We start from the raw sequence: 25591 nt of genomic DNA, 5'->3' as shown, positions 1-25591 counted from the left end.
CACGGTCTCGTCCGCCGCGCGCCGCCGGGTGCGCGGCCGGCGAGGCCGTGCGCGGCGGCGTCGGCGGGCCCGCGTGGCCCGTTAGACTCGGGCGATCGAGCGGGATGTCGGAGCGCCGGTAGGCGCATGGTGGGCGAGGAAGGTGTGTGATCGATGCCGGAATACCGGATCGATGATCTCGCTCGCGCGGCGGGCACCACCACCCGCAACGTGCGCGCCTATCAGGAACGCGGCCTGCTGCCGCCGCCGCTCGGCAAGGACGGCCGGGCCAGCCTCTACGGCGCCGCCCACCTCGAGCGCCTGCGCCTGATCGACGCGCTGCTGCAACGCGGTTTCACCACCGCGCACATCGCCGACTTCATCACCAGCTGGGAAACCGGCAAAGACCTCACCGAGGTGCTCGGGCTACAGCACGCGGTCACCGCGCCGTGGAGCGCCGAGGAGACCTTCGAGATCTCCCGCGAACTCATCGGCACCATCCTCGGGGCCGACACCGACGAACTGGTGGATCGGCTGTGCGAGATGAAGCTGGTGCGGCTCGACGGCGACACGGTCGTCTTCACCGACACCCAGTTGCTGGCCACCTTCGCCGAGCTGCACGAGTACGGCATCGAACTGCGCATGCTGATCGAGATCTACGCCAAGGTCGCCGACCGGATCGACGACATCACCCACATCATGATCACGGCGGCCAAGCAGCACATCGTGGACGAGCACGGCGCGGGGTGGCTGCCCGACAGCAGCGCCGAAATCGCCGAGACCACAACGATGCTCAACAAGATGCGCGAGGTCGCGGTGGCCTCGGTGCACAGCACGCTGGCGCGCTCGCTGGATGTGACGCTGCGGCGCGAACTCGGTGACTACCTGGCGACGGCCGCCGAGCGGACGCCGAGCCGGCCCGACAGCTAGCGGCGCTCGTAGCGCAGCGCGGCCACCAGGTAGCCGAACACCGTCAACCCCGCGCACCAGAACACCGCGCGCACCACGTCGTCGTCGGGTAGCCCGCTCCACTGCGCGCGCAGACTGTCCACGACCGCGGTGGCGGGCTGCTGTTCGGCGAACCCCCGTAACCATCCCGGCATGCCGGCCGTCGGCACGAAAGCACTGCTCAGGTAAGGAATGAACATGATGGCGTAGGTGAACCCGCCCGCCGCCTCCGGACTGCCGGCCAGCAGGCCCAGCGCGACCGCGATCCAGGTGATCGCCAGCACGAACAGCCCCAGCAGCGCGACCGCGACGAGCCAGCCGCCCACGCCCGCCCGCGGCCGGAATCCGAGCCCGAGCGCCAGCGCCAGCACGAGCGCGATCGCCGCCAGATTGCGCAGCAGCCCCTCCCCCGCGTGCCCGGCCAGCAGCGCCTGCCGGAACATCGGCAGCGTCCGGAACCGTTGCACCGCACCGGAAGTCATGTCCGCGGCGACCGCCGTGGCGGTGATCGAGGCCCCGAAGCCCGTGCACAGCAGCACGATCCCCGGGACCACGTAGTCCAGGTACGGGCCGTCGACCTCGATCGCGCCGCCGAAGACGTACACGAACAGCAGCATGATCAAGATCGGCAGCAGCAGCGAGATCACCAGGGTGTCGCGACTGCGCAGGGTGCGGCGCGCACTGCGCCGCACCATCACCGCGCAATCGGCGGCCGCGCTCACCCGGCCGCGGTCGATTCGACGATGTCCGCGGTCCGGGAGGTGGCGTCGGCGTGCGAATAGAGCTGCGCGGACAGGGTTTTCGTGCGCTGCCGGGTCTCCTCGCCGAGGGCGGTGCGCAGCGCGGCGGTCAGATGCTCGCGATCGAGCTGCTGGAAGGTCAGGTGCGCGCCCACACCGAGCCGCTGCACCTGGCCGCCCCACATCGGCTGATCGAAGGACACCGAGCACACCACCGTGGGCAATCCGGCCCGCAGGCTCTCGAAGGTGGTGCCGATGCCGCCGTGGTGCACCGCCGCCGCGCACAGCGGGAAGACGATGTCGTGCGCCACCGGCCCGGTGACCGTGATGTCCGGACCGGTCTCGGCCGCCGTCACGTCCAGATCGCTCCAGCCCGCGCTCACCAGGCCGCGCAGGCCCAGGCGCTCGCACACGTCCCGCACGATCGAGAGCACCGCGTGCGTGTCCTGGATCGGCATGCTGCCGAAACCGAAGTACACCGGCGGCTCGCCCTGCGCGATCCAGGCCACCAGCTCACCGTGGTCGGCGGCCAGTTCGCCGATCGCCTCCCGGGTGAAGCGCTCCAGCGGCAGGAACCCGACCAGGGGGCGGCGCGCGTCCCACTGCTCGGCCAGGCCGGGTACCAGCGCGGGATCGTAGATCTGCACCTCGGGCACCGACCGGCGGGCCAGCATCTCCGCCGGGCTGGTCAGCGACCCGCGCAGGCCGAGCTCGCGGCGCAGCTGATTGAGGTACTTCAGGAACACCACCCGGCGCAGGTTCTCCGCCAGCAGCCAGGTGGCACGGTTGACCAGCGCCGGCGGCCGCGCGGTCGGCGGCAGCACGCCGGGAAAGGGGTACGCGCCGTTCATCCGGGACGGGAACCCGTGCAGCGAGACCATCGGCACCCGCATCGCCTCGGCCACCGACGCCGCCCGGTCCTCGGTGAGCATGGTCGAGACGATCATGTCGGCGCCGTCGCAGACCTCGATCACCTCGCGGTTCATCCGCGTCGCGTACCCGGCCATCTGCTTGCCGACCAGCTGCATCAGCCGGAAACTGCTGCCCGCGGCCAGCGCGCGCTGCCCCTCCGGCGAGGAGTACAGCTGCTGCACGTCGGGGCCGCAGGCGGCCGCGGGCAGGCCCGCGCGGGTGACGAAATCGACCAGGTTCGGCGGCGCGCCCACGAAGACGTCGTGCCCGCGGCGGCGCAACTCCAGCCCCAGGGCGACGGCGGGCTGGACATCGCCGCGGGTGCCGGTCAGCGGGATCGCGATTCTCATGATCGTCCCCGTATCCACTCGGTCCGGTGCCGGCTGTGCAAATCCTGACTCATGAACCCTCCGGGGTCCGTACGGTGAACCCGTGCACATCGCACTGTTCAGCGATTTCCATCCCGCGACGATCGGGGGAATCCAGTCCTCGGTGCGCGCCCAGCGGGAGGGGCTGGCGCGGCTCGGGCACCAGGTCACCGTGTTCACCGCGCCTACGCCGGAATCTACCGAACCGGACCCGGGTGTGGTGGTTCTTTCGGCGGTCGCGGGGCTACAGGTCAACGGGTTCGCGGTCGTGGGCCCCACCCGGGCCAACGCCCGGGCGATCGACGCGGCCATCGCCGAGCGCGGCCCGATCGACGTGGTGCATCTGCACACCACCTACGGCGTCGCCGTGGCCGGGCTGCGGGCCGGGCGGCGGCACGGTGTCCCGGTCGTGCAGACCATGCACAGCCGGGACGATGTCTTCCTCGCCCACACCTCGCCGGTGCCGTACCTCTCGGCACTGCTGCTGCGGGCGGCGCACGGCCGCTTCGTCCCGCACCGGGGCGGGTTGCCCCGGTCGGCGGAGTCGCGGGCCGCCCGGCACGCCTGGCACACCATGGTCGGGCAGGCCCGGGCCGCCGACCGGGTGATCGTGCCCTCGCGGCACTTCGCCCGGCTCTTGCGCGCGCACGGCTATGAGCGGGGGCTCACGGTGCTGTCCAACGGGGTCGACGACCAGTTGCTCGAACGGGCGCGCCTCGGCCCGCCCGCGGTCGCCGCCGCACCGCTGCGGGTGCTCTGGTGCGCCCGGCTCTCGCCGGAGAAGCGCCTGCTGGAGGCGATCGAGGCGGTGCGGCGCACACCGGGCTGCACGCTCGATGTCTATGGCACGGGCGAACTCTCGGAGCCGGCGCGGGTGCTCATTACGGCGGGCGGCCTGCGGGATCGGGTGCGGCTGCGCGGCGGCGTCACACAGGCCGCGTGCCTGGCGGCCATGCGCGAGCACGACCTGCTGCTGTTCCCCTCCGCCGGGTTCGACACCCAGGGGATGGCGCTGCTGGAGGCGGTCGCAATGGAACTGCCGGTGCTCTACTGCGATCCGAACCTCGCCGAGACCGTGCCCGAAGGCGGCGGCGTGTGCACGGCCGATCCCTCGGTCGCCGCGATCGCGGCCGCGCTGGGCTCGCTGGCGGCGGATCCCGCGCAGCTGACCTCCATGCGCGAAGTGCTTGCCGCGCATGCCGATTCCGCCCGCCAGTCGGCGCTGACCACCGATCTGCTCGCCGTGTACCAGGATATGCTGTCTACCGAATCGACTTCGCCTGTGCTCCATACCATTCCGACCGCACCGCGGCGGTTGCCGCTGCTCGGTCACAGCGTGGCCGTGCTACGCGATGCCCTCCCCTTCGTGACCTCGCTGACCGCCCTCGGGCCCATCGTGCGGGTCTACCTCGGCCCGCGGCCCGCCTACGTGGTGACCACGCCGGACCTGGTGCGCGAGATCGCCTTCGGGGAGGCGGGCGCGTTCCATCGCGAGGAACTGCGCGAGACCATGCACGAGGTGATCCGCGCCGCGTCCAACGTGCTCAGCGGCGCGCCGCACGCGCTGCGCCGCCGCATGATCGCTCCGGCGCTGCGGCAGCGCCGGATCAACGAGTACGCGGTGGTGGCGGCCGACCTCGCGAACGGCTGGGCCGGGCGGCTGCCCACCGGGCGGGAACTGGATCTCGTCCCCGAAGCGCACGGGCTGGTGCTCGATATCGTCTCCGCCACCCTGTTCACCGCCGACTTCACCAGCACCGCCAAACGCGAAGTGCGCGAAACCATTCCGTGGCTGCTGGAGCAGGTCATCGTGCGGGCGGCGCTGCCGCCGCCGGTGCGCCGCCTGCGGGTGCTGGCCGATCGGCGCTTCTCGGCCGAGGCCGCACGCCTGCGCGCGGAGATCGGCACGGTCATCGCCGCCTATCGGCGCGCCGACCGGGACTTCCATGACGTGCTCTCGGCGCTGATCCGGCACACCGACGCCGAAACCGGGGCCCGGCTGGACGACGCCGCGATCACCGACGAACTGCTGCTGATGCTGGCCGCCGGCGTCGGCTCCACCGCCTCCATCCTGGCCTGGGTCTGGCACGAGATCCTGCGGCATCCCGACGTGGAAGCCGAATTGCGCCGGGAGCTGGCCGATTTCGTCGGCACCGGCCCCGTCCGCGCCGAGCACGTCGCCGAACTGCCCTACCTGCGCCAGATCATCCTGGAAACCCTGCGCTACTGGGCCCCGTGGGTGAGCACCCACACCGCCGACGGCCCCGTCACCCTCGGCGGCGTCACCCTCCCCGACGGCGCGATGCTCGTCTACAGCCCCTACCTGATCCACCACGACGAGCACTACTACCCGTCCCCGGAAACCTTCGACCCCGACCGCTGGTTCCCCGGCCGCGTCGACGAAATCGACAAGAAGGCCATCCTCCCCTTCGGCGTCGGCCCCCGCCACTGTCCCGGCAACACCTTCGCCCTCATGACCCTCACCCTCGCCACCGCCGCCCTCTTCTCCACCTGGCAACCGACCCCCACCCCCCACAGACCCGTCCACCCGAAAACCCGCGACTTCGTCCCCACCCCCAACCACCTCCCCGTCACCCTCCACAAGCCCCGGTGATTCGGAACCTGCGGTCCCTATATCGCGAGGGCGATGAGAGTCAGGTAGAGGAGGAGGGTGAAGGCGACGGCGGGGAGGATCGGGTGGGCGGGGCGGGGGGTGCGGAGGAATTGGTAGGTGGCGGTGGCGGGGATTGCCAAGAGGGCTAAAGGGATCCAGGCGCCTGGGCCTACGAGGGTCGCGTAGGCCGTGCTGGCCAGGGTGGCGCACAGGAGGGCGGTGAGGGCGCTGCCGGTGGGGCCGAGGGGGTGGGAGTAGAGGAGTTCGCCGGGGTGGGGGGTGCGGGTGGTTTTGCGGGCGATTTCGAAGCTGAGGAAGACGCCGGTGGAGATCAGGGTGACGGCGGTGGCGGCCCGCCAGGACGGGGCGAGGTCGCCGGTGTCGAGGGCGGAGAGCAGCACGTAGGCGATGACCAGGAATTGGATCGGGTAGGTGACGGCGAGGTTCAGCAGGACGCTGGTGCGCAGGGGTTTCCAGCGCTGCTCCATGGCCCACAGGGCCAGGCCGTAGGCGAGGACGGCGGCGATCAGGACGGCCGAGCGGAGGGAGAGGGTCAGGCTCAGGGCGAGGCAGGCGAGCGCGAGCACGGCCATGGCGGCGCGTAGTTCGGCGGCCGAGACCGCACCGGTGACCAGCGGGCGGTCGGGGTGGTGCACGCGGTCGTAGTCGAGGTCCTTCTGCTCGTCGAGCATGCGCAGATAGAGCAGAGTGAGGGCGACGACGGCGATGCGGACGGCGGTCGCGGCGCTCGGGCGCCAGGGCGTATCCGGTTGCGCCACAGCGGCGGCCGTGGCTTCCAGGGCCAGCACCCAGACAATGGCGTAGAGCAGGTAGTGCGGCTTGTACATCACCCTGGTGAAGTGGGCCAGCCTGGTGAGGGAGGTGAACAGCCCCGTCGCGACGCCGGTTCCGGTCATGCGCCGTCCCAGCGATTCCACCGGGTGAGCTCGGCCGCCGGGGTGCGCGCAGCCGGTGTGGCGGGGCCGGGCCGCAGGTACGCCACCGGAAGCAGGGCGACCTGGCTGATCTCCTCGAACGGGATGCCGAGCAGGTCGGCGATATCCCGCTCGTAGGCCAGGTGCGCGGTGGTCAGCGTGCCGCCGAGCCCGCGAGAGTGCAACGCCAGCAACAGATTCCAGACCATCGGATAGACCGAGCCGTAGAAGCTGGCGAGCTGGAGCGGGTGCGCCGGCGGCCGGCCGGGCGTGCACACCAGCACCAGCGCGGGCACCTCGTGCAGGTGCTCGGCCAGGTACTGCCCCGACCCCAGATCGCGGAGCTGGTCCGGGCGCGGCGTGCGCGCGGAAAGGTAGGCGGCGAAGGCTTTCCGGTAGTACTCGGCGACGGCCTGCTTGGTCGCGGGGTCGTCGAGAACGAGGAACCGCCACGGCTGCCGGTTGGTCCCGCTCGGGGCGTGCACCGCGATATCCAGGCAGTCCAGCACCTCTCGGCGCGCGACCGGCCGGGTGAGATCCAGCCGCCTGCGGAACGCCCGCGTCGTGGTCAGCAGGTCGAGGTCCATCAGGCTTTCCCGTCCGGATCGGACACCACCGCGTCCGCGCCGAATTCCAGGTCGACGCGGGCCGCCACCGCCCCGGCCTGCTCGATCGAGCACCGCACCACGATCGGATCGACCTCGGACTCGACCAGTTCCGCGACGCACTCGACCGGACTGTCCAGTTCCACGAATCGCTCGAACGTGCTGCCCACACCGATCAGCCGGGGCTGCTCGGGCAGCAGGCTGAGCGCGGTCTGCCGCGCGGCCTCGAGCAGCAGGCTGCCCGGCACGTGATCGAGCGGATGATCGAACAGGAAGGGATGCCCGAGGTCGGCGAGCACCGGGGCGCGCGCGACCCGGCCCCGCGTCCGCGGCGGCCCGACCACCACATTGCGCGGGTTCGCCCGGCCCACCAGTGCGGCCGGTGCCCGCTCGGACAGCGGTGCGGCGCCGCGGAATTCGCCCAGCCCCAGGCTCTCCCGGAACTCGCGCCGCAGCGCTTCCCAGCGCAGCGGAGTGGTCCAGGAGAACGAGCCGTCCACCGTCATCATCGGCGCGCCGCCGCAGGCGATGTCGAGGACCAGATCGAGCCCGCGCAGGCCGCCGCCGCGCTGATGCCGCGCCGAGACCCGCACGCTCAGCACCAGATCCGCGGGCGCGATGCCCGTCGCCCAGACGCCGGTATCACTGCCCGTCCCGTTGAAGGTGCGCACGATGAACGCCATCTCGAGTGGCACACCGAAGAATTCGTGCGTCACCGCGATCGCGGCCTGCCGCGCCGCCTCCATCACCACCAGCGGATCGTGGCGCAGGCCGAGCGCCCCGGCGTGATCGCCGTAGTAGGCGTGCATGCGCGGCAACTGCGCGCCGGCCAGGAAATCGTCCGGCCCGATTCGATCCAGGGAGGTCACCAGCACCTCCGACACGGCGCAGCGATGCGCCAGCACCCGCGACACGGTGCGTAGATGTGATGCCGTCACGGCCGAGATCTGCGTCATGATCGGCCCTCCAACCAGGTCTGCGCCGTCACCGGCGGTAGGGTCTGCGGCCCGGTGCCGGCCCGCATCGGAAGGACGTAGGACCCGAGCACGAGCACCGACCACGGGTCGAGTTCGTGACCGGCGTCCCACGCCTCGTGCAACAACCGCGCACAGTCGGCGTCGGACAGCTCCGCCGCGACCGGTACACCCACCTCCAGCAGATCCCGCCGCACCCGCGCCAGCGCCGCGGCGCGCTCGAAACTGCGCTCCGGCGTGCTCGCGTAGAGCTCGCCCGCCAGGTCGGCCGCCGACGCGCTACCGCCCGCCAGCACCGCCGCCCGGGCGTCCTCGTCGAAAAGGATCGCGAACTCGCGCAGCACGTCGGCCGGGTCGTCCGGTGAGTGCACCAGGTTCAGCAGGAAGTTGTGCCGCCCCAGCACATAGCGCAGGTGCCCGGGCTGTCGCCGGCGCGGATCGGTCGGCCCCTTGGCCTCGGTCAACCGCACCGGGACCGGCAGCTCACCGTCGGAGCCACGCAGGACCAGGACGAGCGCGTCGGAGATCCCGGCGAGCAGGTCGGCCAGCCGCCGCCGCTCCGGCGAGGCGATGTTCCAGGCGAAGTACCAGATCGCGCGCACCAGGTGCCGGTTCACCGCGACGCGCCGCGCGCCGACGACCTGGAAGCCGTTCGCCGCCAGCCAGTCCAGCGTCGGCTCGACCGCCCGCGCCACGACGGCGTCCGGCTTGAGCAGCAGCAGCGAGTGCTCGCGCGCGAACGCGCCCGGTTCCCGGCCCGATCGCCGCAGGTGCTCGACGGTCTCCTGCACGTAGGTGTCCTCGGCGTAGACCTCGGCCTTCGCCGCCGACGGCGTGAGCGGCTCCAGCAGGGTCCGCAGCCCCGGCCGCACCGCGGTCACCGGTCGCCTCCGGGCAGCGCACCGAGATAACCGGATTCGAGGCAGTAGTCCAGTAGCACGCGCAGGTACTCCTTACTGGTGGCGGGAGCGGGCCGGCCGAGCAAGATCTCGGCGCGGGTGGTGTCGAAGGCCAGGCGGCGCTGGAAGTAACTGGTGTAGCGCGATCCGACCCGGTGATAGGCCGTGCGCTCCGGCTCGGCCAATTCCGCTTCGGCGAAGGCGGTTTCGGGCACGAAGGTGGCCACCGCGAAGGACGGGTACTCGGCGAGCACGTCGGAGATCTCGCGCAGCGAGAGCGCGTCCCGGCCCAGCGCGTGCAGGGTCCGCCCGGCCGCCGAATCGAAATCGAGGACCGCCGCGGCGATCACGTCGGCGACATGGTCGATGGGTGCCAGCGCCAGGGTCGCGTCGTAACGGCCCGGCAGCGTCCGCAACCGGCCCTCGACGATGTGCTTCACCACCGAGTAGAGGTTCTTGTACTCGCGGATCACGCCGGTGTCCTGCGCGCCGGTCACGATGCCGGGGCGCACGATCGCCCAGGCCACCTCCGGGCCCGCGGCGCGCACCAGCCGCTCGGCCTGGAACTTGCTGTGCTCGTAGCCGTTCGCGAAACTCTGGCCCGCCTCCAGCTCGTCCTCGGTGATGGTGCCGTTGCGGGAACCGCACACATAGGCGGTGCTCACGTACACCAGCGGAACATCCCAGTCCCGGGCCAGGTCGAGGGCGTGCGCGGTGCCGCGGACGTTCAGTTCCTCGTAGTCCGCGGCGGCGGCGTTGAACGCCGTCGTGGCCGCGCTGTGCACGATGACCCCCACGCGCTCGGCCAGGTCGACGGCATCGCGATCGGACATGCCGAAACCGGGCAGCCGGATGTCCCCCGAGAACGAGCTGCCGGGTTCCAGCACCGTGCCGTCGTTGCGGACGATGCTCGAATCCTTGTGCAGCAACGCGGTGATCGGCCGCCCCGCCGCGGCCAGCCGGGCGACGACCTCGGCGCCGACCAGGCCGCTCGCCCCGGTGACCAGGACTGTGTCTCGTGTGCTCATGCGGGACCACCGGATCGTAGGTGCGGCTGCCGGCCACCGCTGGTGAGCAGATCGCGGGCTTCGTCGAGCGGCAGCTCGGTATCGAGGTAGGCCGCCAGGCGCAGCCATTCGTAACTGAGCGCCAGGGTGCGGCTCCACTGTTCGCGGGAATCGAACGAGGACGGGAACCCGGCCGCGGTGCCGCCGCCGGCCACCCAGCGGACCAGGCCCGCGAAATCGTCGAGCAGCGCCAGCCCGGCCTCCGGATCGGCGCCCGCGCGCAGGATCCGCGAAAAGCGCACCCGCTGCGCCGCTTCCAGCGCCGTGAGCAGATCCGTGCGGCGCAGCGCGTCGGAGGGCAGCATCGCGCGCACCGTTTCCAGCGGCGCCACGTCGGCCGGCAGCGGATGAACACCGAAGGAAGACAGCAGGATTCGCACGCCCATGGCGATCAGGCGATGCGCGGCGATGTCGGCGACCGCGCCCTGCTCGTCGGCCACCGCCCCGGCCAGATCCTCGCGGGCGTTCTCCAGCACGATGTTCGACCACACCACGTTCATGCCGCAGGCGGTGAACCGGTCCGCGGGCAGCGGGCACAGGGTCGCGATCTCGTCGTCGCGGGCGGCGCCGGTCAGGCCGAGCACGGGTGTCAGGCCGCCGGGCACCGGCGTACTCGGCCGCAGCGGTTTGCACATCGCCAGCGCGGGTTCGAGGGGACCGGCTCCGCGCCACTGCAATCCGACCAGGCCCAGCCGCACGAAGGCGGCGAATTCGGCCCGGCTGTCCGGAGCCCCGCCGTCGAGCACCTCGCGGATCGAGCGCCGGAAGACCACCGAGCGCCAGGCCCGGGCGGCCCGGGCCGACAAGACGAAGACATCGCGGTCCGCGCGCAGCACGTGGACGCGCTCGCCGATGGTCCAGGTGGTGATCTTCGGCAGGCGCGCCAGCAGCACCTGGTGCGGGTCGTCGGCCACCCCGGTGACGCCGAACGCGGCGGCCAGCTCCCAGACCTGCTCCCAGGTCAGCTGCTCACCGAGCAGCCGGGCCCGGCCGTCGCCCAGCGCGCCGCGCAGGTCGCCGAAGTCGCGTTCGGCGTCCTCCAGCAGCCAGGAATCGGGATCCGCGAGTTCGCGGTATCGCTGCACCAGCGGATCGGGCGGCAGCCGATCGAGCTGGTGCGGAAGCCATTTCGTTTCCAGGTAGGTCTCGCCGCGATGCGCCGCCCAGCCCTTGACGGCCTGGAGCAACCCGTCGCGCGCCCAGCCGCCCGCCTCCGCGCGAGCGCCCAGGGCGCGCAGCGCCACCGCGTAGCGCAGGGCCTGCACGGCGCGGGCGGTCCACCAGTCGGCCAGCACGCCGGTGAAGCGCGAATACGGCAGCAGCGCGCGCAGGTCCACGAGATCGACAGCACCGGAACGGATCTCGATCGCGCGCAGGAACCGCTGGCAGCGGTTGAGCAGGTCCTCGTCCGGGCCGTCGGCCAGCCGCAACAGCTGCTCGCGCAGTTGGCCCGCCGACCTGGTGCGCACCTCCACCCGCCGGCCCTCGACGAACAGCACGGCGGGCAACGTGGGCAGCTCGTCGGCGCCCGGCGCGACGACCAGGAAATCCACGTCCGAGCCCGAATTGCCGAAGCCCTCGGCCAGCGACCCCTCCAGCAGGACCGCCGAATCGTCCGGGATCGCCACGAGTTCCAGCGTCCGCTCCAGCAGCTTGCGCGCCCAGTCCGGAGCCGGCCGCGCCGAGTCCTCAGGTCCCATCGCCCGTACCTTCCCCGGGCAGCACGGTCACGGTCCCGGCGGAGCCGTCGACGCGCAACCGCATGCCCGTACGCACCTTCTTCGTCACGTCCTTGATCTGCACCACGGTCGGCACACCCAGCTCGCGTGCCACGATCGCCACGTGGGTGAGCGGGCTGCCGCGCTCGATCACCAGGGCCGCCGCCGACGGCAACGCCGCCACCCAGCCGGGATCGGTGCGGTAGGCGACCAGCACCTTCGATCCGCCCGCCGGATCGGCGCCCGCGAAATCGTGGGGCTCGTCGGCCACCAGCGCGCGGCCCGTCACCGCCCCCACCGCCGAGGGCGTACCCGCCAGCACCGTGCCGGGGGTCGCGACCGGAATGTCGGTGCGCGGTACCCAGCCCTGCCCGGCCAGCTCGGCCCGGCCGAAACCGGAGCCGAGGGTGACGAACCGGGCCGGCGCGACCAGCTCGGCGTCCCTGGCGCGCTGCGCTTTCCGAGCGGTGACCAGCCTGCGCAGCGGCTCCGGGTCGGCGCCCTCGTAGCAGCCGCGCAACTCCGGCACGGTCAGGTAGAAGACGTCGCCGAACTCGTCCAGCACGTCACGGGCCACCAGATCGCGGCCCATCGCCCGGATCATCCGCTTGACCATTCCGAACGCTCTGGTGCGGCAGAACCGCACCCGCTCCCGATGCGCCGCACAGCGAGAAACCTTGGCGCGCAAGCGTTCATAGATCCGGCGGCGGGGGCCGCGCAGATGAGCGTCGAGATAGGCTTCGGCCTCGGCCCGCCGATCCGGGTCCGGGCCGGGGCGGCCGTGCTGGCGCAACGTCGCGAGCGTGCTGCGCACCATGATGAACAGGCCCGCCGGATCCTCGCGCAGATCCGGGGTTTCCAGCTTCAGCTCGTCCAGGCTGCGGTAGCCGTAGTGCTCGAGGTAGGCGTCGACCTCGGCCCGGAACTCCGGAAAGCCGGCGAGTTCGGCGTAGAGCGCCTGCGGCGGTGTCGAATTCAGAAGTTCGGTCAGCGCCGGATCGGTGCCGACCCGCTCGGCCAGCGCCGTCATCGCCCGCGCGGGCTCCGCCGATTCGATGTCGGCCCCGGGCCCCACCACGGTCAGCGCCAGCCACTCCGGCGCCTTCGGCAGGAACAGCCTGGTGAGCCCGAACAGCAACCCGGTGCAGGTCAGCAGGATCGCGTCGAGCACCATCAGCGGGCCCCAGCGCGCCACCAGATCCCGGTCGACCTCGCGGTAGGCCCGATACGCCTGCTCCCCGGTCATCGCGGTGTAGTCGCGCGCCTCGTAGTCGTCGTAGACCCGGTAGAACTCCGCCAGGAATCGCTCGACCTGCTCATCGATCCCGAACAGGCGGCGCAGATAGCGCACGGTCGTGACGGTGCGCGCCCAGATCCGCCCGAACGGAGTACGGAACGTGAAGGGGCGCAGCGTCTTCGCGATGTCGTCGGCCAGCGGCTCGTCGACACCCAGCGCGGCCTCGAGCACCTTGCGATTGAGCCGGTACCCGGGTGCGATGCCGACCATCCGATACCAGTGCAGCAGGTTGTAGTACACCCGGCCGTGAAACGATCCGAGCAGCACGGAAGTCCACCGTTCGGCCTGGCGCAGCTGGCTGCCCCGCACGCCCAGCGACCGCGCGTAGCCCCGGTACACCCGGCCGTAGATCTCGGCGGCGGTGCTGTAGGTCAGCGGCGAGGTGAGACCGCTGAAACTCTCGATGATGTTGGCGTTGTCCCAGATCCGCAGTTCGCCCTCGGGCACCGCCTCGCCTGCGCCCTGGATCACCGCCGCCGCCCAGCGGGCGTCCGCGCCGCCGCGCACCGCCGTCGTGATGGGCCGCGATTGCAGCACCCAGATGCCGGTGTCGTCGATCGCCCACTCGATGTCCTGCGGGACGCCGTGGTCGCTTTCGAGCCGGCGGGCGAGCTTGGTCAGCTCCGCGATCTCGGCGGCGGTGAGCACCGGGCGCTCCCGGTCCTCCTGATCCACCTCCCGCACTTGGCAGCCCTGATCGGCGGCCGGGGCGAAACTGCTCTCCTTGTCGCCGAGGACGGTCTCCAGCACCGCGCCCGTGGACTTCTCCACGATCACCGAGTCGGCGTCCACCGCGCCGGAGACCAGCCCCTCCCCCAGGCCGTAGACGGCGCTCACCACCACCTCGTCCGGCGCGCCGGTGATCGGGTTCGCCGTGCACACCACGCCACTGGCCCGGGCCGCCACCAGCCGCTGCAACACCACCGCCGCCGCGCCCGCGCGCGGCTGCCGCTGGGCGAAGCTGTAGCGGATGGACCGCTCGGAGAACGCCGAGGCCCAGCAGTCCCGGACCCGGTCGAGCACCGCGTCGGCGCCGTTGACGTTCAGATACGAGTCGAACTGGCCCGCGTAGGAGTGCCGGGCGCCGTCCTCGGCCAGCACCGAGGAGCGGACCGCGATCGACCCCGCGCCGAGCCGCCGGTAGCCGTCGGCGATCAGCTCCCGGACCGGGCCGGACAGCTCGGCGCAGCCGAGCCGCGCGCGCAGCTCGGCGCCGGCGGTCAGCGCCTGGTCGAGATCCTCGAGGGCGCCGAAGGCGGCGACGGCGGGCGTCAGCCCGGCGTCGGCGGCGAAGCGCTCGAAGACATCGGTGCCCAGCACCACCCATTCCGGGACCCGGAAACCGCCGTTGTGCACGCTGTGCAAGCCGCGCGCTTTACCGCCGGCCAGCGCGGTGATCGTGGCCTGATCGCTCCAGGGACCCAATACCTGCACAGCGTCTCCCGTCACCCCGGCGAACCGGGGCGGAGTAGGGCACTCGACCTGACAACACGGGCGTTCAACGACGGCCGAGCGAAACCGAGGGGTTGTGTTTTGGTATATCCGATAATCGACCGCGACGTTAGCGCGCGATCTCGCCGCCGGTACCCGTTATGCTGCCACCAAATATGTGGGGTTTGTGAGGAGTGATTCGGGCGTGGGTTGGATATTCACTCCGGACGAGTTCGCGCACCTGTGGCGGGAAACCGAACTCGACCGGCACCCCTACCCGCTGCGCATCCTGGAGACGCCGCGCACCGAGGACGCCGCGCACAAACTGCGGCTCGAACTGTCCGAGCGACTGCCGCACGGCAGCGACCCGGACCTGTCGGCCTGCCTGCGCATCCTCGCCGCACCGCACACCCGGATCGTGTCGATCGGCGGCGCGCACACCCCGGGCAGCGAGTTACGCCTGCTCGCGTGCGTCGTCTACGACCGCGCGGTGCTCGCCGTGCAGGAACCCGGCAATCGGCCGGATTTCGGTGGGCGCGTGCAGCTCTCGATCGGGCGCGCCGACAAGCTGGGCAGCCGGATCGCGGCGCTGCTGCCCAAGACCCCGGCCGGGCGCGAGCCCTCCCGCGCCGCCACCGCCGACGCCGTGCGCGACGCCGAGGCGGTCACCCCGCAGCGCGGCGCCACCCCGATCCGCCGGCTGCTGCTCAAACCCCATACCGCCGAGGGCCATATCCGCATCGAGCCCCGGCTGGACCGGCCCGATCCCACCCCGCCCATCCACTACACCTGGATCGACGTGCGGGGCGACGGCCGCTACCTGATCAAAGCGGGCGACACCGTGCACATCGTGCCGGCCTCCGCCGAGCAGCTCGCGAGCCAGCTGCAGAAACGAATTCCGGCCCAGCACCGCTGATTCCTGATGCTTGGCTAACCGCCGGTACTTGCGGTTAGTCTGGTCCGACCGAGAGTTAGCAGGGGTGCGTATGACGATCGAGACCAGCCGAGCCGATATCGCCACGTTTCAGGAACGAGCCGCGGCGGGCTCCGTGCACTTCGACCCCGCGGCGGCCCGGCGCTGCGCGGAAATGTATCAGCACGAGGCCGATCGGCTCGTCCACCTCCGACGCCGTCTCGAATCCCTAGCCGACCTGCAAGGTTTCGGCGGATTCGGCTCCGCCCGCGAGTTGCAGGCCGGGTTCGGCGCCAAAGCGCGCGACGCCGCCGAACTCCTCGACAACTACATCGAGGCCGCGTACGCGATGCAGGCCGCCTTCCTGACCAGCGCCGGGCTCTACGAAGAGGCCGACGCCGCCAACGCCGCCGCCATGCGCGCCCTGGAAGCGAGCGTGCGGGCATGACGGGCAACGATCCGGATTACATCACCTCGATGGAACATTTCGAGTCCATGCGCCACGAGGAGATCTACGCCGGCACCCAGCAGATCGACGCCGCCGAGATCCTGCGCGCCTCGGTCACCTGGCTGGAGGCGGCCGGCACCCTGGCCACCTCCTTCCCGCTCACCCGCGCGAGCACCGATCGCGTCATGAACTCGATGGCCTGGGAGGGCGCCGCCGCCGACGCCGCCTACGCCAGCACCCGCAGCTTCGCCGCCTCCGTCGACGAGCTCAGCGCCATCCTCGGCCAGGTCGGCGCCCGGCTCGGCGGCGTCGCCGCGGCCGCGGAGGCGGTCAAGATCGCCGTCGTGCCGCCCGGGAGTTCCGGGCCGGTCGGCGCCATCGCGCGCCTGCTGGAGGCGGCGAACGTCATCAGCGCGCAGATGGCGCAGGAGGCGATGCGGCAAGAGGCCGTGCTGGCGATGAACATGATCTACAAGCCGGCCTACGGCTTGGCCGGGTCCGGTGTGCCCGCGCTGCCGGAGCCGCCGGTGATTCCCGGGCTGCGGGAGCAGCCGGTGGTGCCGCCCAGCGAGCCGGAATACTCTCCGCCGCAGCAGCTTCCGCCGTCGGACACGATGCCGGATTATCCGGGGGATCCGGTGCCGGAGACTCCGGAGCCGACGCCGTCCACGCCTGATCCGGAGCCGTCGACGCCGGAGCCGACACCCGATCCGCAGCCCGCGCCCGACCCCGCGCCGACCACACCGGCACCGCCTCCGGCGACGCCGGATCCGACGACGCCCGCGCCGCCGACCACGCCGGAACCGACGACACCATCGCCACCCGCTACTCCGGATCCGACCACGCCCGCACCCCCTGCCACACCGGATCCGACCACGCCGCCCGCAACGCCGGAACCGACCACGCCCGCGCCTCCGGCCACACCGGAGCCGACGACCCCGGCGCCGCCACCCGCCACCCCGGAGCCGACGACACCCGCGCCGCCACCTGCCACACCAGAGCCCACGACTCCCGCGCCGCCACCTGCCACACCAGAGCCCACGACTCCCGCGCCGCCCCCAGCCGCGCCGGAGCCGAGCACGCCCGCGCCGACCGCGGAGCAGCCGCCTGCCGCTCCCGCGCCCGAACCCGGTCCCCCGAACCAGATTCCGGACTCCGATCAGGCTCCCGCCCTGCCCGATCCCGGCGGCCAGCCGGGCGTGACCGGGCCGATTCCGGAGGACCCGAACCAGCCCACGCCCACCGCCAACCAGCCCGGCCTCTTCCCCACGCCATAAGGGCCGAAAGGCCCTTGACCCAAACACCAGTTCGAGTAACTTTGGGGTCTCGAGCGTTTCTAGATCCTCCCCAAACTTCTAGAATTGGAGTATGGCGTTGAGCATCAAGACCGAAGAGGCCGATCGGCTGGCGCGTGAGCTTGCAGCCGAAACGCACGAAACCATTACCGAGGCCGTCACGATCGCGTTGCGCGAACGGCTGGATCGGGTGCGCTCCTACCGCAACCCCGACGACTACCTCCTACGCATCCGCCGACTCGTCGACGAATACAACAGCGTCGGCGAACCCGATACTCGAACGCCCGATGAGATCATCGGCTACGACGAGAACGGCCTGCCCGCATGAGCGCGCTCGTCGCCGATACCTCCGCCTTGGTCGCCATCATGCGCGACGAACCGGACTGCGACTGGCTGGCCCAGCAATTGAAAAACGCCTCGGGCCGTTTGATCGCCGCGCCCACCGCGCACGAATTCGGCATCGTCATCGATTCGAAGCCACATCAGAAACCGGGGAGCAGCGAAAGGTTCCTTCGCGAAACGAAGATCGCCGTGCTGCCGTTCGACCACGCCTTGGCAAAGCGCGCCGTCGATGCGTTTCTCCGCTACGGGAAAGGCCGGCACAAAGCCGCGCTGAACTTCGGTGACTGTTTCACCTACGCGCTTGCCGAAGAACTCGGCCTACCCATCCTGTGCATCGGCAACGATTTCGTTCAAACAGACCTCCCGGTTCTCCGACCGCCCGCGGCATGAACGAATCCGCCCCACTCCTCCGCGAGGTCTTTCCGGATCTCGCGGCGGAATTGAGCACGCTGTTGACGGCCGAAGGAGAGACCGAACTGGCGATCAGCGTGCATGATCTACGGCTCGTCGACGAATGCCGCTGCGAAGACGATTTCTGCCAAAGTCTGCGCACCGCAGATCATCCCGCGGGCGAGCCCTATCCCGCCGGGCACCGGACCTTGGCCCTGTCGCCCGCAGCGGGGATGCTCACTCTCGATGTCGTGGACGGTCGGATCATGTACGTCGAGGTGCTGTACCGAGCACCGCTGGCGCGCGGGGATTCCTGAGTGCGCTCAGATTCCGACGAGGTCGTCGGCGTGAATCACGGGACGGCGCATGGTTTCCGGAAGGTCCGTGGTGGAACGGCCGAGCATTGTCGATAGCTCGGTGCTGTCGTATTCGACTACACCGCGCGCCACGACCCGATCGTCCGCGGCGACCAGATCGACGACGTCGCCACCGGAGAACTGGCCCCGGACAGCGGTGATGCCTGCGGCCAGCAGCGAACGGCGGCGCTCGGCGACAGCCTGCACGGCGCCGTCGTCCAGGACCAGCGCACCGCGACTGTCGGCGGCGTGCCGGACCCAGAACTTGCGGGCCGACAGGCGAGTCGGCCGGGCGGCGAACGCGGTGCCGACCGTGCCGGAGGTCAGTGCGACGTCGGCTTCGGCGGCCGCGGCCAGCAGGACCGGAACCCCCGCGTCGGCGGCGAGGCGGGCGGCGGAGAGCTTGGAGGCCATGCCGCCGGTGCCCAGCGCGCCGCCGCTGCCGGCGATCACACCGTCGAGATCCGCGCTGCCGCGCACCTCGGGGATGAAGTTGGCGCCGCCCTTGCGCGGATCACCGTCGTAGAGGCCCTCGACATCGGAGAGCAGCACCAGGGCCTCCGCACCGACCAGGTGTGCGACCAGCGCGGCCAGGCGATCGTTGTCGCCGAACCGGATCTCCTCGGTGGCGACGGTGTCGTTCTCGTTGACCACGGCGACCGCGCCGAGCGAGCGCAGCCGATCCAGGGTGCGCTGCGCGTTGCGGTGATGTTCGCGCCGGGAGAAGTCGTCGGCGACCAGCAGCACCTGGCCGACGGTGCGGCCGTAGCGGGCGAACGAGGTGCCCCAGGCGTGCGCCAGCGCCAGCTGACCGACACTGGCGGCGGCCTGCTTGGTCGCCAGATCCCTGGGGCGAGTAGCCAAGCCGAGCGGCGCGAGCCCCGCGCCGATGGCTCCGGAGGACACCACCACCACGTCGGAGCCCGCGCGCATGCGCGCCTCCACCGCGTCGGCGAGCCGGTCCAGGCGCGCGGTGTCCAGCCCGCCCTGCAGACTGGTCAGCGCCGAGGAACCGATCTTGACCACGACGCTGCGCGCCGAGGCGATCGCCTGCCGCGCGGCACTCAGCCCGTCCGGTGAGACGGCCGCCGAGAACTCCGAATTCACCTGCGTCACAATCGAACTCCCTTACCGCGATCGAACCCCGGGGCGCTGCGCGCCGGACCCGGCGGACTACTACTTCGTGTCCCGCTTGATCTCGTTGCCGTCCTCGTCGATCAGACCGCGCCGTACCCGCGAGGCGTGCTTGCGTTCGGCGGCGCTGATCCGGTCGTCCTGCTCCAGCCGCAGATCGGTGCCGCGACCGGTGGGCACCATGTCGACGCCCGCCGAGATCGCCGGCTCCCACTCGAAGGTGACATCGCCGATGGTGACCGGCGCGCCCGGCTCGGCGCCCTTTTTGACCAGCGCCTCCTCGACGCCGAGGCGAGCCAGCCGGTCGGCCAGGTAGCCCACGGCCTCGTCGTTGTCGAACTGGGTCTGCTTGACCCACCGCTCGGGCTGCACGCCCCGCACGATGAAGCCGCCTTCCTCGTCGGGATCGACCAGGACGGTGAAGCCGGGCGCGTCGGTGGCGATCGGCCGGATCACCGGGCGCTTGGGCGCGGCCTTCGGGTGCGCCTCGCGGTACTCGCGCACCATGGCGGCGAGCGCGAAGGTCAAGGGGCGCAAGCCCTGCCGGGTCACCGCGGAGATCTCGAAGACCGGCCAGCCGCGCGCCGTGAACTCGGGGGTGACCATTTCGGCCAGCTCTTTGCCGTCGGGAACGTCGGTCTTGTTGAGCACGACCACGCGCGGGCGGTCGGCCAGATCACCGAGACCGGAATCGACGGCGAGTTCGGATTTGTAGGCGGCGAGTTCCGCCTCCAGCGCGTCCACGTCGGACACCGGGTCGCGCCCCGGCTCCAGGGTGGCGCAGTCGACGACGTGCGCGAGCACCGCGCAGCGCTCGAGATGGCGCAGGAAGTCCAGGCCCAGGCCACGGCCCTCGCTGGCGCCCGGGATCAGGCCGGGCACGTCGGCGATGACGAAGGTGGTGTCGCCGCTCTGCACCACACCCAGGTTCGGCACCAGGGTGGTGAACGGGTAGTCCGCGATCTTCGGCTTGGCGGCCGACAGCACCGAGACCAGCGAGGACTTACCGGCCGACGGGAAACCGACCAGGCCGACGTCGGCCAGCGACTTCAGTTCGAGGATCAGATCCCCGGCCTCACCCTCCTCGCCGAGCAGCGCGAACCCGGGGGCCTTGCGCGCCTTGGAGGCGAGCGCCGCGTTGCCCAGACCGCCGCGGCCACCGCGCGCGGCGATGTACTGGTTGCCCGCGCCGACCAGGTCCGCGAGCACCTCGCCGTCCCGGCCCAGCACCATGGTGCCGTCGGGAACCTTCAGCACCAGCGGTTCGCCGCGCTTGCCCTCGCGGTTGCTGCCCTCGCCCGGCTTGCCGTTGCCGGCCTTGGCGTGCGGGTGGAAGTGGAAGTCCAGCAGCGTGTGCACGTTGGAGTCGACCTCGAGGATCACATCCCCGCCGTTGCCGCCGTTGCCGCCGTCCGGGCCGCCGAGCGGCATGAACTTCTCCCGGCGCACGGACGAGCAACCGTGTCCGCCCTTGCCTGCGCTCACATGAAGCACGACGCGGTCGATGAATTTGGACATGAGCCGAATCATCCTCCTTCTGGCTCAACGTCCCCTGAGGGACAGGCACTGCGGACACAACCAACTTGTGAACAGCAAAGCGGGCCAGGGCTTACACCCTGACCCGCTGTCGCGTCTGTGTAGGTCAGGAGCGAAGCCCCTCACCCACGAGTGGAGCTTCAGGCCTGAGCCGGCTCCGGGGTAACGATGTTGACGGTCTTGCGGCCACGCTTGGTGCCGAACTCGACCGCGCCCGCGGCAAGCGCGAACAGGGTGTCGTCGCCGCCACGGCCGACGTTCACGCCGGGGTGGAAGTGGGTGCCGCGCTGGCGGACCAGGATCTCGCCGGCGTTGACCTTCTGGCCGCCGAAACGCTTGACGCCGAGTCGCTGGGCGTTGGAATCGCGCCCGTTCCGCGAGCTGGACGCGCCCTTCTTGTGTGCCATAGCTGAATTCTCCTCGGTAAGTCTTACTTGATGCCGGTGACCTTGATGACCGTCAGCGGCTGACGGTGACCCTGGCGCTTGTGGTAGCCGGTCTTGTTCTTGAACTTGTGGATGCGGATCTTCGGGCCCTTGGTGTGCTCGACGACCTCAGCGGCCACGGAGACCTTGGCCAGCTTGTCGGCGTCGGTGGTCAGGTCGGATCCGTCGACCACGAGAACCGGGGACAGCGCCACGGCGGAGCCGGGCTTGCCTTCGATCTTCTCGACCTTCACCAGGTCACCGACCGCGACCTTGTACTGCTTTCCGCCGGTCTTGACGATTGCGTACGTTGCCATCGGTCGGCTTCCTCCACTCGAATGATGTCTGCTCGTGCTTGTTCACGTCGCAGGGTGCGACGCACACACTTTCTTGGCTGGTTGCTGCACGGGGCGCGGAATCTGTCAGTACTTCACAGCGCGCATCGCCAGGCAGCGACCGACCAAGGCTACCAGACCTGGGGTGCGGGACCCAATTCGCGGGTCCCGCACCGATCTGGCAACCCCGGCTTACTCGTCGACGGGCGGACCCGCCGGGCGACCGACCGCCCGCCGCCGCGGCTTGCGCTGCAGCAGCTCGCTCGGCACCGGTTCGGCCGCGAAGTCGACCACCGGCGTCGCGGGCTCGTCCGTGCTGGACAGCACGAACACCGCGCCCGCGCTGTCGGCCGCCGGAGCGGCGGCCGAGCGGGCCACCCGCCTGCGGCGAGCCGGGCGAGCTTCGGGAGCCTCCGGCACACCGTTGGCAACCGCGCGGTCCGCGGCCTTGCCGGCTGCTTCGTCGGCCACCGGCTCCGGAGCTGCGCCGGCTGCGGGCGCAGTGGAATTGTCCGCCACCGGCTCATCGGCCTTCGCCGACTCGACGGCCGCATCCTGGACCGGTACAGCGGCCGCCGCAGCTGCGGCCGACTCGGCAGCTGTATCAACCGACGCCTGCCCGGTCGCCCTGGCCGCCGATCGCCGGCGACCCCTGCCCGACGTCTGCTCGGCACCCTGCGCCGAGCGCTGTCGACCGCTCTCCGCCGGGGCCTGCTCAGCCGGCGCCTGCCGGTCCCCCGCGGCCGGGGCCTGCTCAGCCGGCGCCGGCACGTTCCCGGCTTCCGGCTGCTCGGGCGCCCGCGCCGCGACCGCCTCGACCCCGGGCTCCCCGACCTCCTCGGCGACCGTTGCCACGGCCTCCTCGGACACGGCCACCACCTCGTCGGCGGCGTCCTCCTCGGGCACGGCCGTGACCGCGTCGTCCTCGTCGTGTTCGTGGTGCGCGGCCATGGCCAGCGCCACGGGGTGCGCCCGCTTGACCGCGATCTGCTCGTCGGTCTCCGCGTCCTCGTCGACCGGGGTGGTCGCGGGGGCGGCGGCCGGTGCGGCGCTCGCGGTGTTCTTGTCCCGCCCGCGACGCCGGCGCGAACCCGACTCCTTGCGGTTCGCACCGTCGTCCGAACCGGACGACGACGACGGCTCCACCGGGTAGTTGTGCACCAGGATGCCGCGGCCGTGGCAATGCTCACAGGTCGTGGAGAACGCCTCCACCAGGCCGGTGCCCAGCTTCTTGCGCGTCATCTGGACCAGGCCGAGCGAGGTCACCTCCGACACCTGGTGCCGGGTGCGGTCGCGGCCCAGCGCCTCGGTGAGGCGGCGCAGCACCAGATCCCGGTTGGATTCGAGCACCATGTCGATGAAGTCGACGACGATCATGCCGCCGATATCGCGCAACCGCATCTGGCGCACGATCTCCTCGGCCGCCTCCAGATTGTTGCGGGTGACCGTCTCCTCCAGGTTGGAGCCGCCCGCGCCGGTGAACTTGCCGGTGTTGACGTCGACGACCGTCATCGCCTCGGTGCGATCGATCACCAGGGTGCCGCCGGAGGGCAGCCACACCTTGCGATCCAGAGCCTTGGCCAGCTGCTCGTCGATGCGGTACGTCTCGAAGACGTCCACGCCGTTGTTCTCGTGGCGCTGCACGCGGTCGAGCATGTCCGGGGCGACGGTGCGGACGTAATTCTCCACCGTGCTCCAGGAGCGTTCGCCCTCGATGACGAGCTTGGAGAAATCCTCGTTGAACAGGTCGCGCACGACCTTGACCAGGAGATCGGGCTCCTCGTACAGGGTCTTGGGGCTGTTGCCCTTGTCGGCGGCCGCCTTCTCGATGGTCCGCCACGCGGCTTGCAGCCGCTCCACGTCGCGAGCCAGCTCGTCCTCGGCGACGCCCTCGGACGCGGTGCGGATGATCACGCCCGCGTCGGCGGGCACGATGTCGCGCAGGATCTCCTTGAGCCGCTTGCGCTCGGTGTCGGGCAGCTTGCGGCTGATCCCGGTCGAGGTGCCGCCCGGCACGTACACCAGGAAGCGACCGGCCAGGCTGATCTGGGTGGTCAGTCGGGCGCCCTTGTGCCCCACCGGGTCCTTGGACACCTGCACCAGCACCTGATCGCCGGGCTTGAGCGCCTGCTCGATCTTGCGCTCCTTGCCGCCGAGCCCGGCGGCCTCCCAGTTCACCTCACCGGCGTAGAGCACGCCGTTGCGGCCGCGGCCGATGTCGACGAACGCCGCCTCCATGGAGGGCAGCACGTTCTGCACCTTGCCGAGGTAGACGTTGCCCACCATCGACGCGGAACCGGTGTTGGTGACGAAGTGCTCGACCAGGATGTCGTCCTCGAGGACGGCCACCTGGGTGGTGATCGGGTGATCGCCCCCGCCGACGCCGGCGAAGTGCTTCTCGCGCACCACCATCACCCGGTCCACCGCTTCGCGGCGGGCCAGGAACTCCGACTCGGTCAGGATCGGCGGACGCCGGCGACCGGCCTCGCGGCCGTCGCGCCGGCGCTGCCGCTTGGCTTCGAGCCGGGTGGACCCGGTGATGCCCTGGACCTCGTCGACGTTGCCGCGGTTGCGGCTCTTGTTCCGGGGTTCGCGCTCGTGCACGACCGTGTTCGGCGGATCGTCGTCGGCGGCGGACTCGCTGTCGCCACCCTCGCCGCCGACCTTGCGGCGGCGGCGACGCCGCCGGCGCCGGGTCGAACCCTCGGCGTTCGACTCGTCGTCGTCGTTGTCAGCGTCGTTGTCGGCGTCGGAGTTGTCGGCGCCCTCGCTCGTGTCGGCGGACTCGGCGGCGCTCTCCTCGTCGGAGTCACCGTCCTCGCCCTCGTTCTCGGCGTGCTGCTCGCCCCGGCCCCGGCCGCGACCGCGACGGCCCCGGCGGCGGCGGCGCGGCTGATCGCCGTCCTCGTTCTGATCGGTGTCCTCGGCGTCGGCGGCCGTATCCTCCTCGACCTCGTCGGTCTCGGCGGGCGGCTCTTCGACCTTGCGCTCTTCGGAGCGGCGCGAGCGGCGCTGCTTGCGGACCTGCTCGACCGCCGAGGCGTCCGGCGGCAGGAACAGCGGCGCGGCGACGTTCGCGGCCTCGAACACGGCCGCTTCGGTGGTCTGCGGTTCCACCCGGTCCACGTGGGTGAACAGCTGCACCGAGGGCTGGTGGGCGGGTTCGGTGGAACCGCTGCCCGGGTTCGGCACGCCGTGCACCGGGTCGGGCGCGGAGAAGAGCAGCCCCGGCTGCGCGGGCGCGGCCTCGGGCTCCGCGGCGGGAGCGGGGGTTTCGGTCTCGGGTTCGGCGAGCGCGTCGCGCACGGACTCCGCGACCGCCCGGTCGACGTTCGACTGCGCGCTCCGCGCGTCGGAACCCAACTCGGTGAGTTTGGCCAGGATGCGTTTGCTCGTCACTCCCAGCCGCTTGGCAAGTGCATGAACTCGGATTCGCTCCGGCAATTGATCGGCATCCTGTGATGTTGTTTCCAGCGGCTCTTGATCGGCCACGAAGTCTCCTCGGGCCCCCGGGCGCGTCCCTCCCGGTATGGAGTAACGCGGCCGACGCGGGGGCACTGTCCGTCCACCTCACACCGGTGGTGCGAGGTCCTGTGGTCTCGCCCCGCGTGCCCGGTTACCGCCAACGGTTCTCGTCGGTCGGGCTCACTGGTCACGCGGCGCCTGGCTGTTGGCTGAACTCCGCGGGGTGAGCGTTCATCCAGCATGCCGACGCGAACACCCCCGCCCCAAGTGGGCGCGGACATCCGTGGCAGCGATGATCGGCATCGAACCGCGGTGTCATCCGGTTACCCGGCACCGATAACTCGCGTACCTGCGCGAATAGTCGGCGCCCGTGGCAACCACTGCCAGTATCCCACACCGGGCACCGCTCGTTCGCCATCGGCGCAGACTCGATGCGCCGATGGCGACCGTTCAGCGCACCCGGTG

Annotated in this window: 22 protein-coding genes; 8 read left to right on the top strand and 14 right to left on the bottom strand. The window is 71.1% G+C overall.

What is annotated here, in order from left to right; all coding sequences use genetic code 11:
* Positions 1-153 precede the first annotated feature (153 nt).
* A complete protein-coding gene (locus tag AB0I43_RS10180; protein ID WP_356971023.1) occupies positions 154-909 on the top strand; it encodes a MerR family transcriptional regulator in 756 nt (251 codons plus the stop codon).
* On the opposite strand, the gene AB0I43_RS10175 is transcribed toward AB0I43_RS10180, so the two are convergent.
* Entirely contained in the window at positions 906-1649 is a 744-nt protein-coding gene (locus tag AB0I43_RS10175) for an ABC transporter permease (RefSeq protein WP_357431725.1), read from the bottom strand. The two genes, AB0I43_RS10180 and AB0I43_RS10175, sit on opposite strands and share 4 nt — an antisense overlap.
* Positions 1646-2929, bottom strand: a complete 1284-nt coding sequence (locus tag AB0I43_RS10170; RefSeq protein WP_357431723.1) for a glycosyltransferase — start codon at positions 2927-2929, stop codon at positions 1646-1648. The genes AB0I43_RS10175 and AB0I43_RS10170 overlap by 4 nt, the downstream gene beginning before the upstream one ends.
* Before the next feature lie 82 nt (positions 2930-3011).
* Here AB0I43_RS10170 and AB0I43_RS10165 point away from each other — a divergent pair, with 82 nt between their 5' ends.
* Positions 3012-5561 carry a cytochrome P450 gene (locus tag AB0I43_RS10165; protein WP_357431721.1) on the top strand — a complete coding sequence of 850 codons (2550 nt, stop codon included), beginning with the start codon at positions 3012-3014 and terminating at the stop codon, positions 5559-5561.
* A gap of 17 nt (positions 5562-5578) precedes the next feature.
* Here the strand turns inward: AB0I43_RS10165 and AB0I43_RS10160 are convergent, their stop codons facing one another.
* Genes AB0I43_RS10160 through AB0I43_RS10130 form a run of 7 tightly spaced genes read right to left on the bottom strand, consistent with a single transcriptional unit; the run spans position 5579 to position 14490 of the window.
* Entirely contained in the window at positions 5579-6478 is a 900-nt protein-coding gene (locus AB0I43_RS10160; RefSeq protein WP_357431719.1) for a hypothetical protein, read from the bottom strand.
* Positions 6475-7083, bottom strand: coding sequence for a nitroreductase family protein (locus AB0I43_RS10155; RefSeq protein ID WP_357431717.1), 609 nt, complete (start codon positions 7081-7083; stop codon positions 6475-6477). Before AB0I43_RS10155 ends, AB0I43_RS10160 begins: the two co-directional genes overlap by 4 nt.
* Positions 7083-8057, bottom strand: a complete 975-nt coding sequence (locus AB0I43_RS10150) for a ScbA/BarX family gamma-butyrolactone biosynthesis protein (protein ID WP_357431715.1) — start codon at positions 8055-8057, stop codon at positions 7083-7085. The genes AB0I43_RS10155 and AB0I43_RS10150 overlap by 1 nt, the downstream gene beginning before the upstream one ends.
* On the bottom strand, positions 8054-8956 hold the full coding sequence (locus tag AB0I43_RS10145; RefSeq protein ID WP_357431713.1) for a nucleoside-diphosphate kinase: 903 nt from the start codon (positions 8954-8956) through the stop codon (positions 8054-8056). The genes AB0I43_RS10150 and AB0I43_RS10145 overlap by 4 nt, the downstream gene beginning before the upstream one ends.
* Positions 8953-10002 carry an SDR family oxidoreductase gene (locus AB0I43_RS10140; protein WP_357431711.1) on the bottom strand — a complete coding sequence of 350 codons (1050 nt, stop codon included), beginning with the start codon at positions 10000-10002 and terminating at the stop codon, positions 8953-8955. The genes AB0I43_RS10145 and AB0I43_RS10140 overlap by 4 nt, the downstream gene beginning before the upstream one ends.
* Positions 9999-11741, bottom strand: coding sequence for a nucleotidyltransferase domain-containing protein (locus AB0I43_RS10135; RefSeq protein ID WP_357431709.1), 1743 nt, complete (start codon positions 11739-11741; stop codon positions 9999-10001). The genes AB0I43_RS10140 and AB0I43_RS10135 overlap by 4 nt, the downstream gene beginning before the upstream one ends.
* A complete protein-coding gene (locus tag AB0I43_RS10130; protein WP_357431707.1) occupies positions 11731-14490 on the bottom strand; it encodes a phosphoenolpyruvate synthase in 2760 nt (919 codons plus the stop codon). The genes AB0I43_RS10135 and AB0I43_RS10130 overlap by 11 nt, the downstream gene beginning before the upstream one ends.
* A gap of 202 nt (positions 14491-14692) precedes the next feature.
* Between AB0I43_RS10130 and AB0I43_RS10125 the strand changes: the two genes are divergently transcribed.
* The 6 genes from AB0I43_RS10125 to AB0I43_RS10100 all read left to right on the top strand — a co-directional run bounded on the left by AB0I43_RS10125 (position 14693) and on the right by AB0I43_RS10100 (position 18192).
* On the top strand, positions 14693-15403 hold the full coding sequence (locus tag AB0I43_RS10125) for an ESX secretion-associated protein EspG (protein ID WP_356971042.1): 711 nt from the start codon (positions 14693-14695) through the stop codon (positions 15401-15403).
* Between the two features lie 70 nt (positions 15404-15473).
* A complete protein-coding gene (locus tag AB0I43_RS10120) occupies positions 15474-15848 on the top strand; it encodes a hypothetical protein (protein ID WP_356971044.1) in 375 nt (124 codons plus the stop codon).
* The gene (locus AB0I43_RS10115; RefSeq protein WP_357431705.1) at positions 15845-17125 is read left to right on the top strand and encodes a hypothetical protein; all 1281 of its coding nucleotides are present in this window, start codon (positions 15845-15847) and stop codon (positions 17123-17125) included. The genes AB0I43_RS10120 and AB0I43_RS10115 overlap by 4 nt, the downstream gene beginning before the upstream one ends.
* A gap of 91 nt (positions 17126-17216) precedes the next feature.
* Positions 17217-17471 (top strand): type II toxin-antitoxin system VapB family antitoxin, encoded by a 255-nt coding sequence (locus tag AB0I43_RS10110; protein WP_356971048.1) that lies wholly within the window; start codon positions 17217-17219, stop codon positions 17469-17471.
* Complete coding sequence (locus tag AB0I43_RS10105) at positions 17468-17875, top strand: type II toxin-antitoxin system VapC family toxin (RefSeq protein ID WP_356971050.1); 408 nt, start codon at positions 17468-17470, stop codon at positions 17873-17875. The genes AB0I43_RS10110 and AB0I43_RS10105 overlap by 4 nt, the downstream gene beginning before the upstream one ends.
* Positions 17872-18192, top strand: coding sequence for a hypothetical protein (locus AB0I43_RS10100; RefSeq protein ID WP_357431703.1), 321 nt, complete (start codon positions 17872-17874; stop codon positions 18190-18192). Before AB0I43_RS10105 ends, AB0I43_RS10100 begins: the two co-directional genes overlap by 4 nt.
* A gap of 6 nt (positions 18193-18198) precedes the next feature.
* Here the strand turns inward: AB0I43_RS10100 and proB are convergent, their stop codons facing one another.
* The 5 genes from proB to AB0I43_RS10075 form a co-directional block, all read right to left on the bottom strand.
* Positions 18199-19299, bottom strand: coding sequence for a glutamate 5-kinase (proB, locus tag AB0I43_RS10095; RefSeq protein ID WP_356971433.1), 1101 nt, complete (start codon positions 19297-19299; stop codon positions 18199-18201).
* A 108-nt stretch (positions 19300-19407) separates the two neighbouring features.
* Positions 19408-20883 carry a GTPase ObgE gene (gene obgE, locus AB0I43_RS10090; protein WP_356971054.1) on the bottom strand — a complete coding sequence of 492 codons (1476 nt, stop codon included), beginning with the start codon at positions 20881-20883 and terminating at the stop codon, positions 19408-19410.
* A gap of 158 nt (positions 20884-21041) precedes the next feature.
* Positions 21042-21308: a 50S ribosomal protein L27 gene (rpmA, locus tag AB0I43_RS10085; RefSeq protein ID WP_356971056.1), complete on the bottom strand. Its 267-nt coding sequence runs from the start codon at positions 21306-21308 to the stop codon at positions 21042-21044.
* A 23-nt stretch (positions 21309-21331) separates the two neighbouring features.
* Positions 21332-21643 carry a 50S ribosomal protein L21 gene (gene rplU / locus AB0I43_RS10080; RefSeq protein WP_209897296.1) on the bottom strand — a complete coding sequence of 104 codons (312 nt, stop codon included), beginning with the start codon at positions 21641-21643 and terminating at the stop codon, positions 21332-21334.
* 210 nt (positions 21644-21853) lie between these two features.
* Positions 21854-25153, bottom strand: coding sequence for a translation initiation factor IF-2 N-terminal domain-containing protein (locus AB0I43_RS10075; RefSeq protein ID WP_357431701.1), 3300 nt, complete (start codon positions 25151-25153; stop codon positions 21854-21856).
* Positions 25154-25591 lie beyond the last annotated feature (438 nt).

Source organism: Nocardia sp. NPDC050435, from assembly GCF_040655395.1.
Taxonomy (GTDB): Bacteria; Actinomycetota; Actinomycetes; order Mycobacteriales; family Mycobacteriaceae; genus Nocardia.
The sequence above is the reverse complement of the archived record's forward strand: the minus strand, read 5'-3'. Positions and strand labels throughout refer to the sequence as shown.

Excerpts from the sequence above, each read along its gene's own strand:
- AB0I43_RS10180 (WP_356971023.1), top strand. The coding sequence starts at position 154 with ATGCCGGAATACCGGATCGATGATCTCGCTCGCGCGGCGGGCACCACC.
- AB0I43_RS10170 (WP_357431723.1), bottom strand. The coding sequence starts at position 2,929 with ATGAGAATCGCGATCCCGCTGACCGGCACCCGCGGCGATGTCCAGCCC.
- AB0I43_RS10160 (WP_357431719.1), bottom strand. The coding sequence starts at position 6,478 with ATGACCGGAACCGGCGTCGCGACGGGGCTGTTCACCTCCCTCACCAGG.
- AB0I43_RS10155 (WP_357431717.1), bottom strand. The coding sequence starts at position 7,083 with ATGGACCTCGACCTGCTGACCACGACGCGGGCGTTCCGCAGGCGGCTG.
- AB0I43_RS10150 (WP_357431715.1), bottom strand. The coding sequence starts at position 8,057 with ATGACGCAGATCTCGGCCGTGACGGCATCACATCTACGCACCGTGTCG.
- AB0I43_RS10140 (WP_357431711.1), bottom strand. The coding sequence starts at position 10,002 with ATGAGCACACGAGACACAGTCCTGGTCACCGGGGCGAGCGGCCTGGTC.
- AB0I43_RS10135 (WP_357431709.1), bottom strand. The coding sequence starts at position 11,741 with ATGGGACCTGAGGACTCGGCGCGGCCGGCTCCGGACTGGGCGCGCAAG.
- AB0I43_RS10120 (WP_356971044.1), top strand. The coding sequence starts at position 15,474 with ATGACGATCGAGACCAGCCGAGCCGATATCGCCACGTTTCAGGAACGA.
- AB0I43_RS10115 (WP_357431705.1), top strand. The coding sequence starts at position 15,845 with ATGACGGGCAACGATCCGGATTACATCACCTCGATGGAACATTTCGAG.
- AB0I43_RS10110 (WP_356971048.1), top strand. The coding sequence starts at position 17,217 with ATGGCGTTGAGCATCAAGACCGAAGAGGCCGATCGGCTGGCGCGTGAG.
- AB0I43_RS10105 (WP_356971050.1), top strand. The coding sequence starts at position 17,468 with ATGAGCGCGCTCGTCGCCGATACCTCCGCCTTGGTCGCCATCATGCGC.
- AB0I43_RS10100 (WP_357431703.1), top strand. The coding sequence starts at position 17,872 with ATGAACGAATCCGCCCCACTCCTCCGCGAGGTCTTTCCGGATCTCGCG.
- obgE (WP_356971054.1), bottom strand. The coding sequence starts at position 20,883 with ATGTCCAAATTCATCGACCGCGTCGTGCTTCATGTGAGCGCAGGCAAG.
- rpmA (WP_356971056.1), bottom strand. The coding sequence starts at position 21,308 with ATGGCACACAAGAAGGGCGCGTCCAGCTCGCGGAACGGGCGCGATTCC.
- rplU (WP_209897296.1), bottom strand. The coding sequence starts at position 21,643 with ATGGCAACGTACGCAATCGTCAAGACCGGCGGAAAGCAGTACAAGGTC.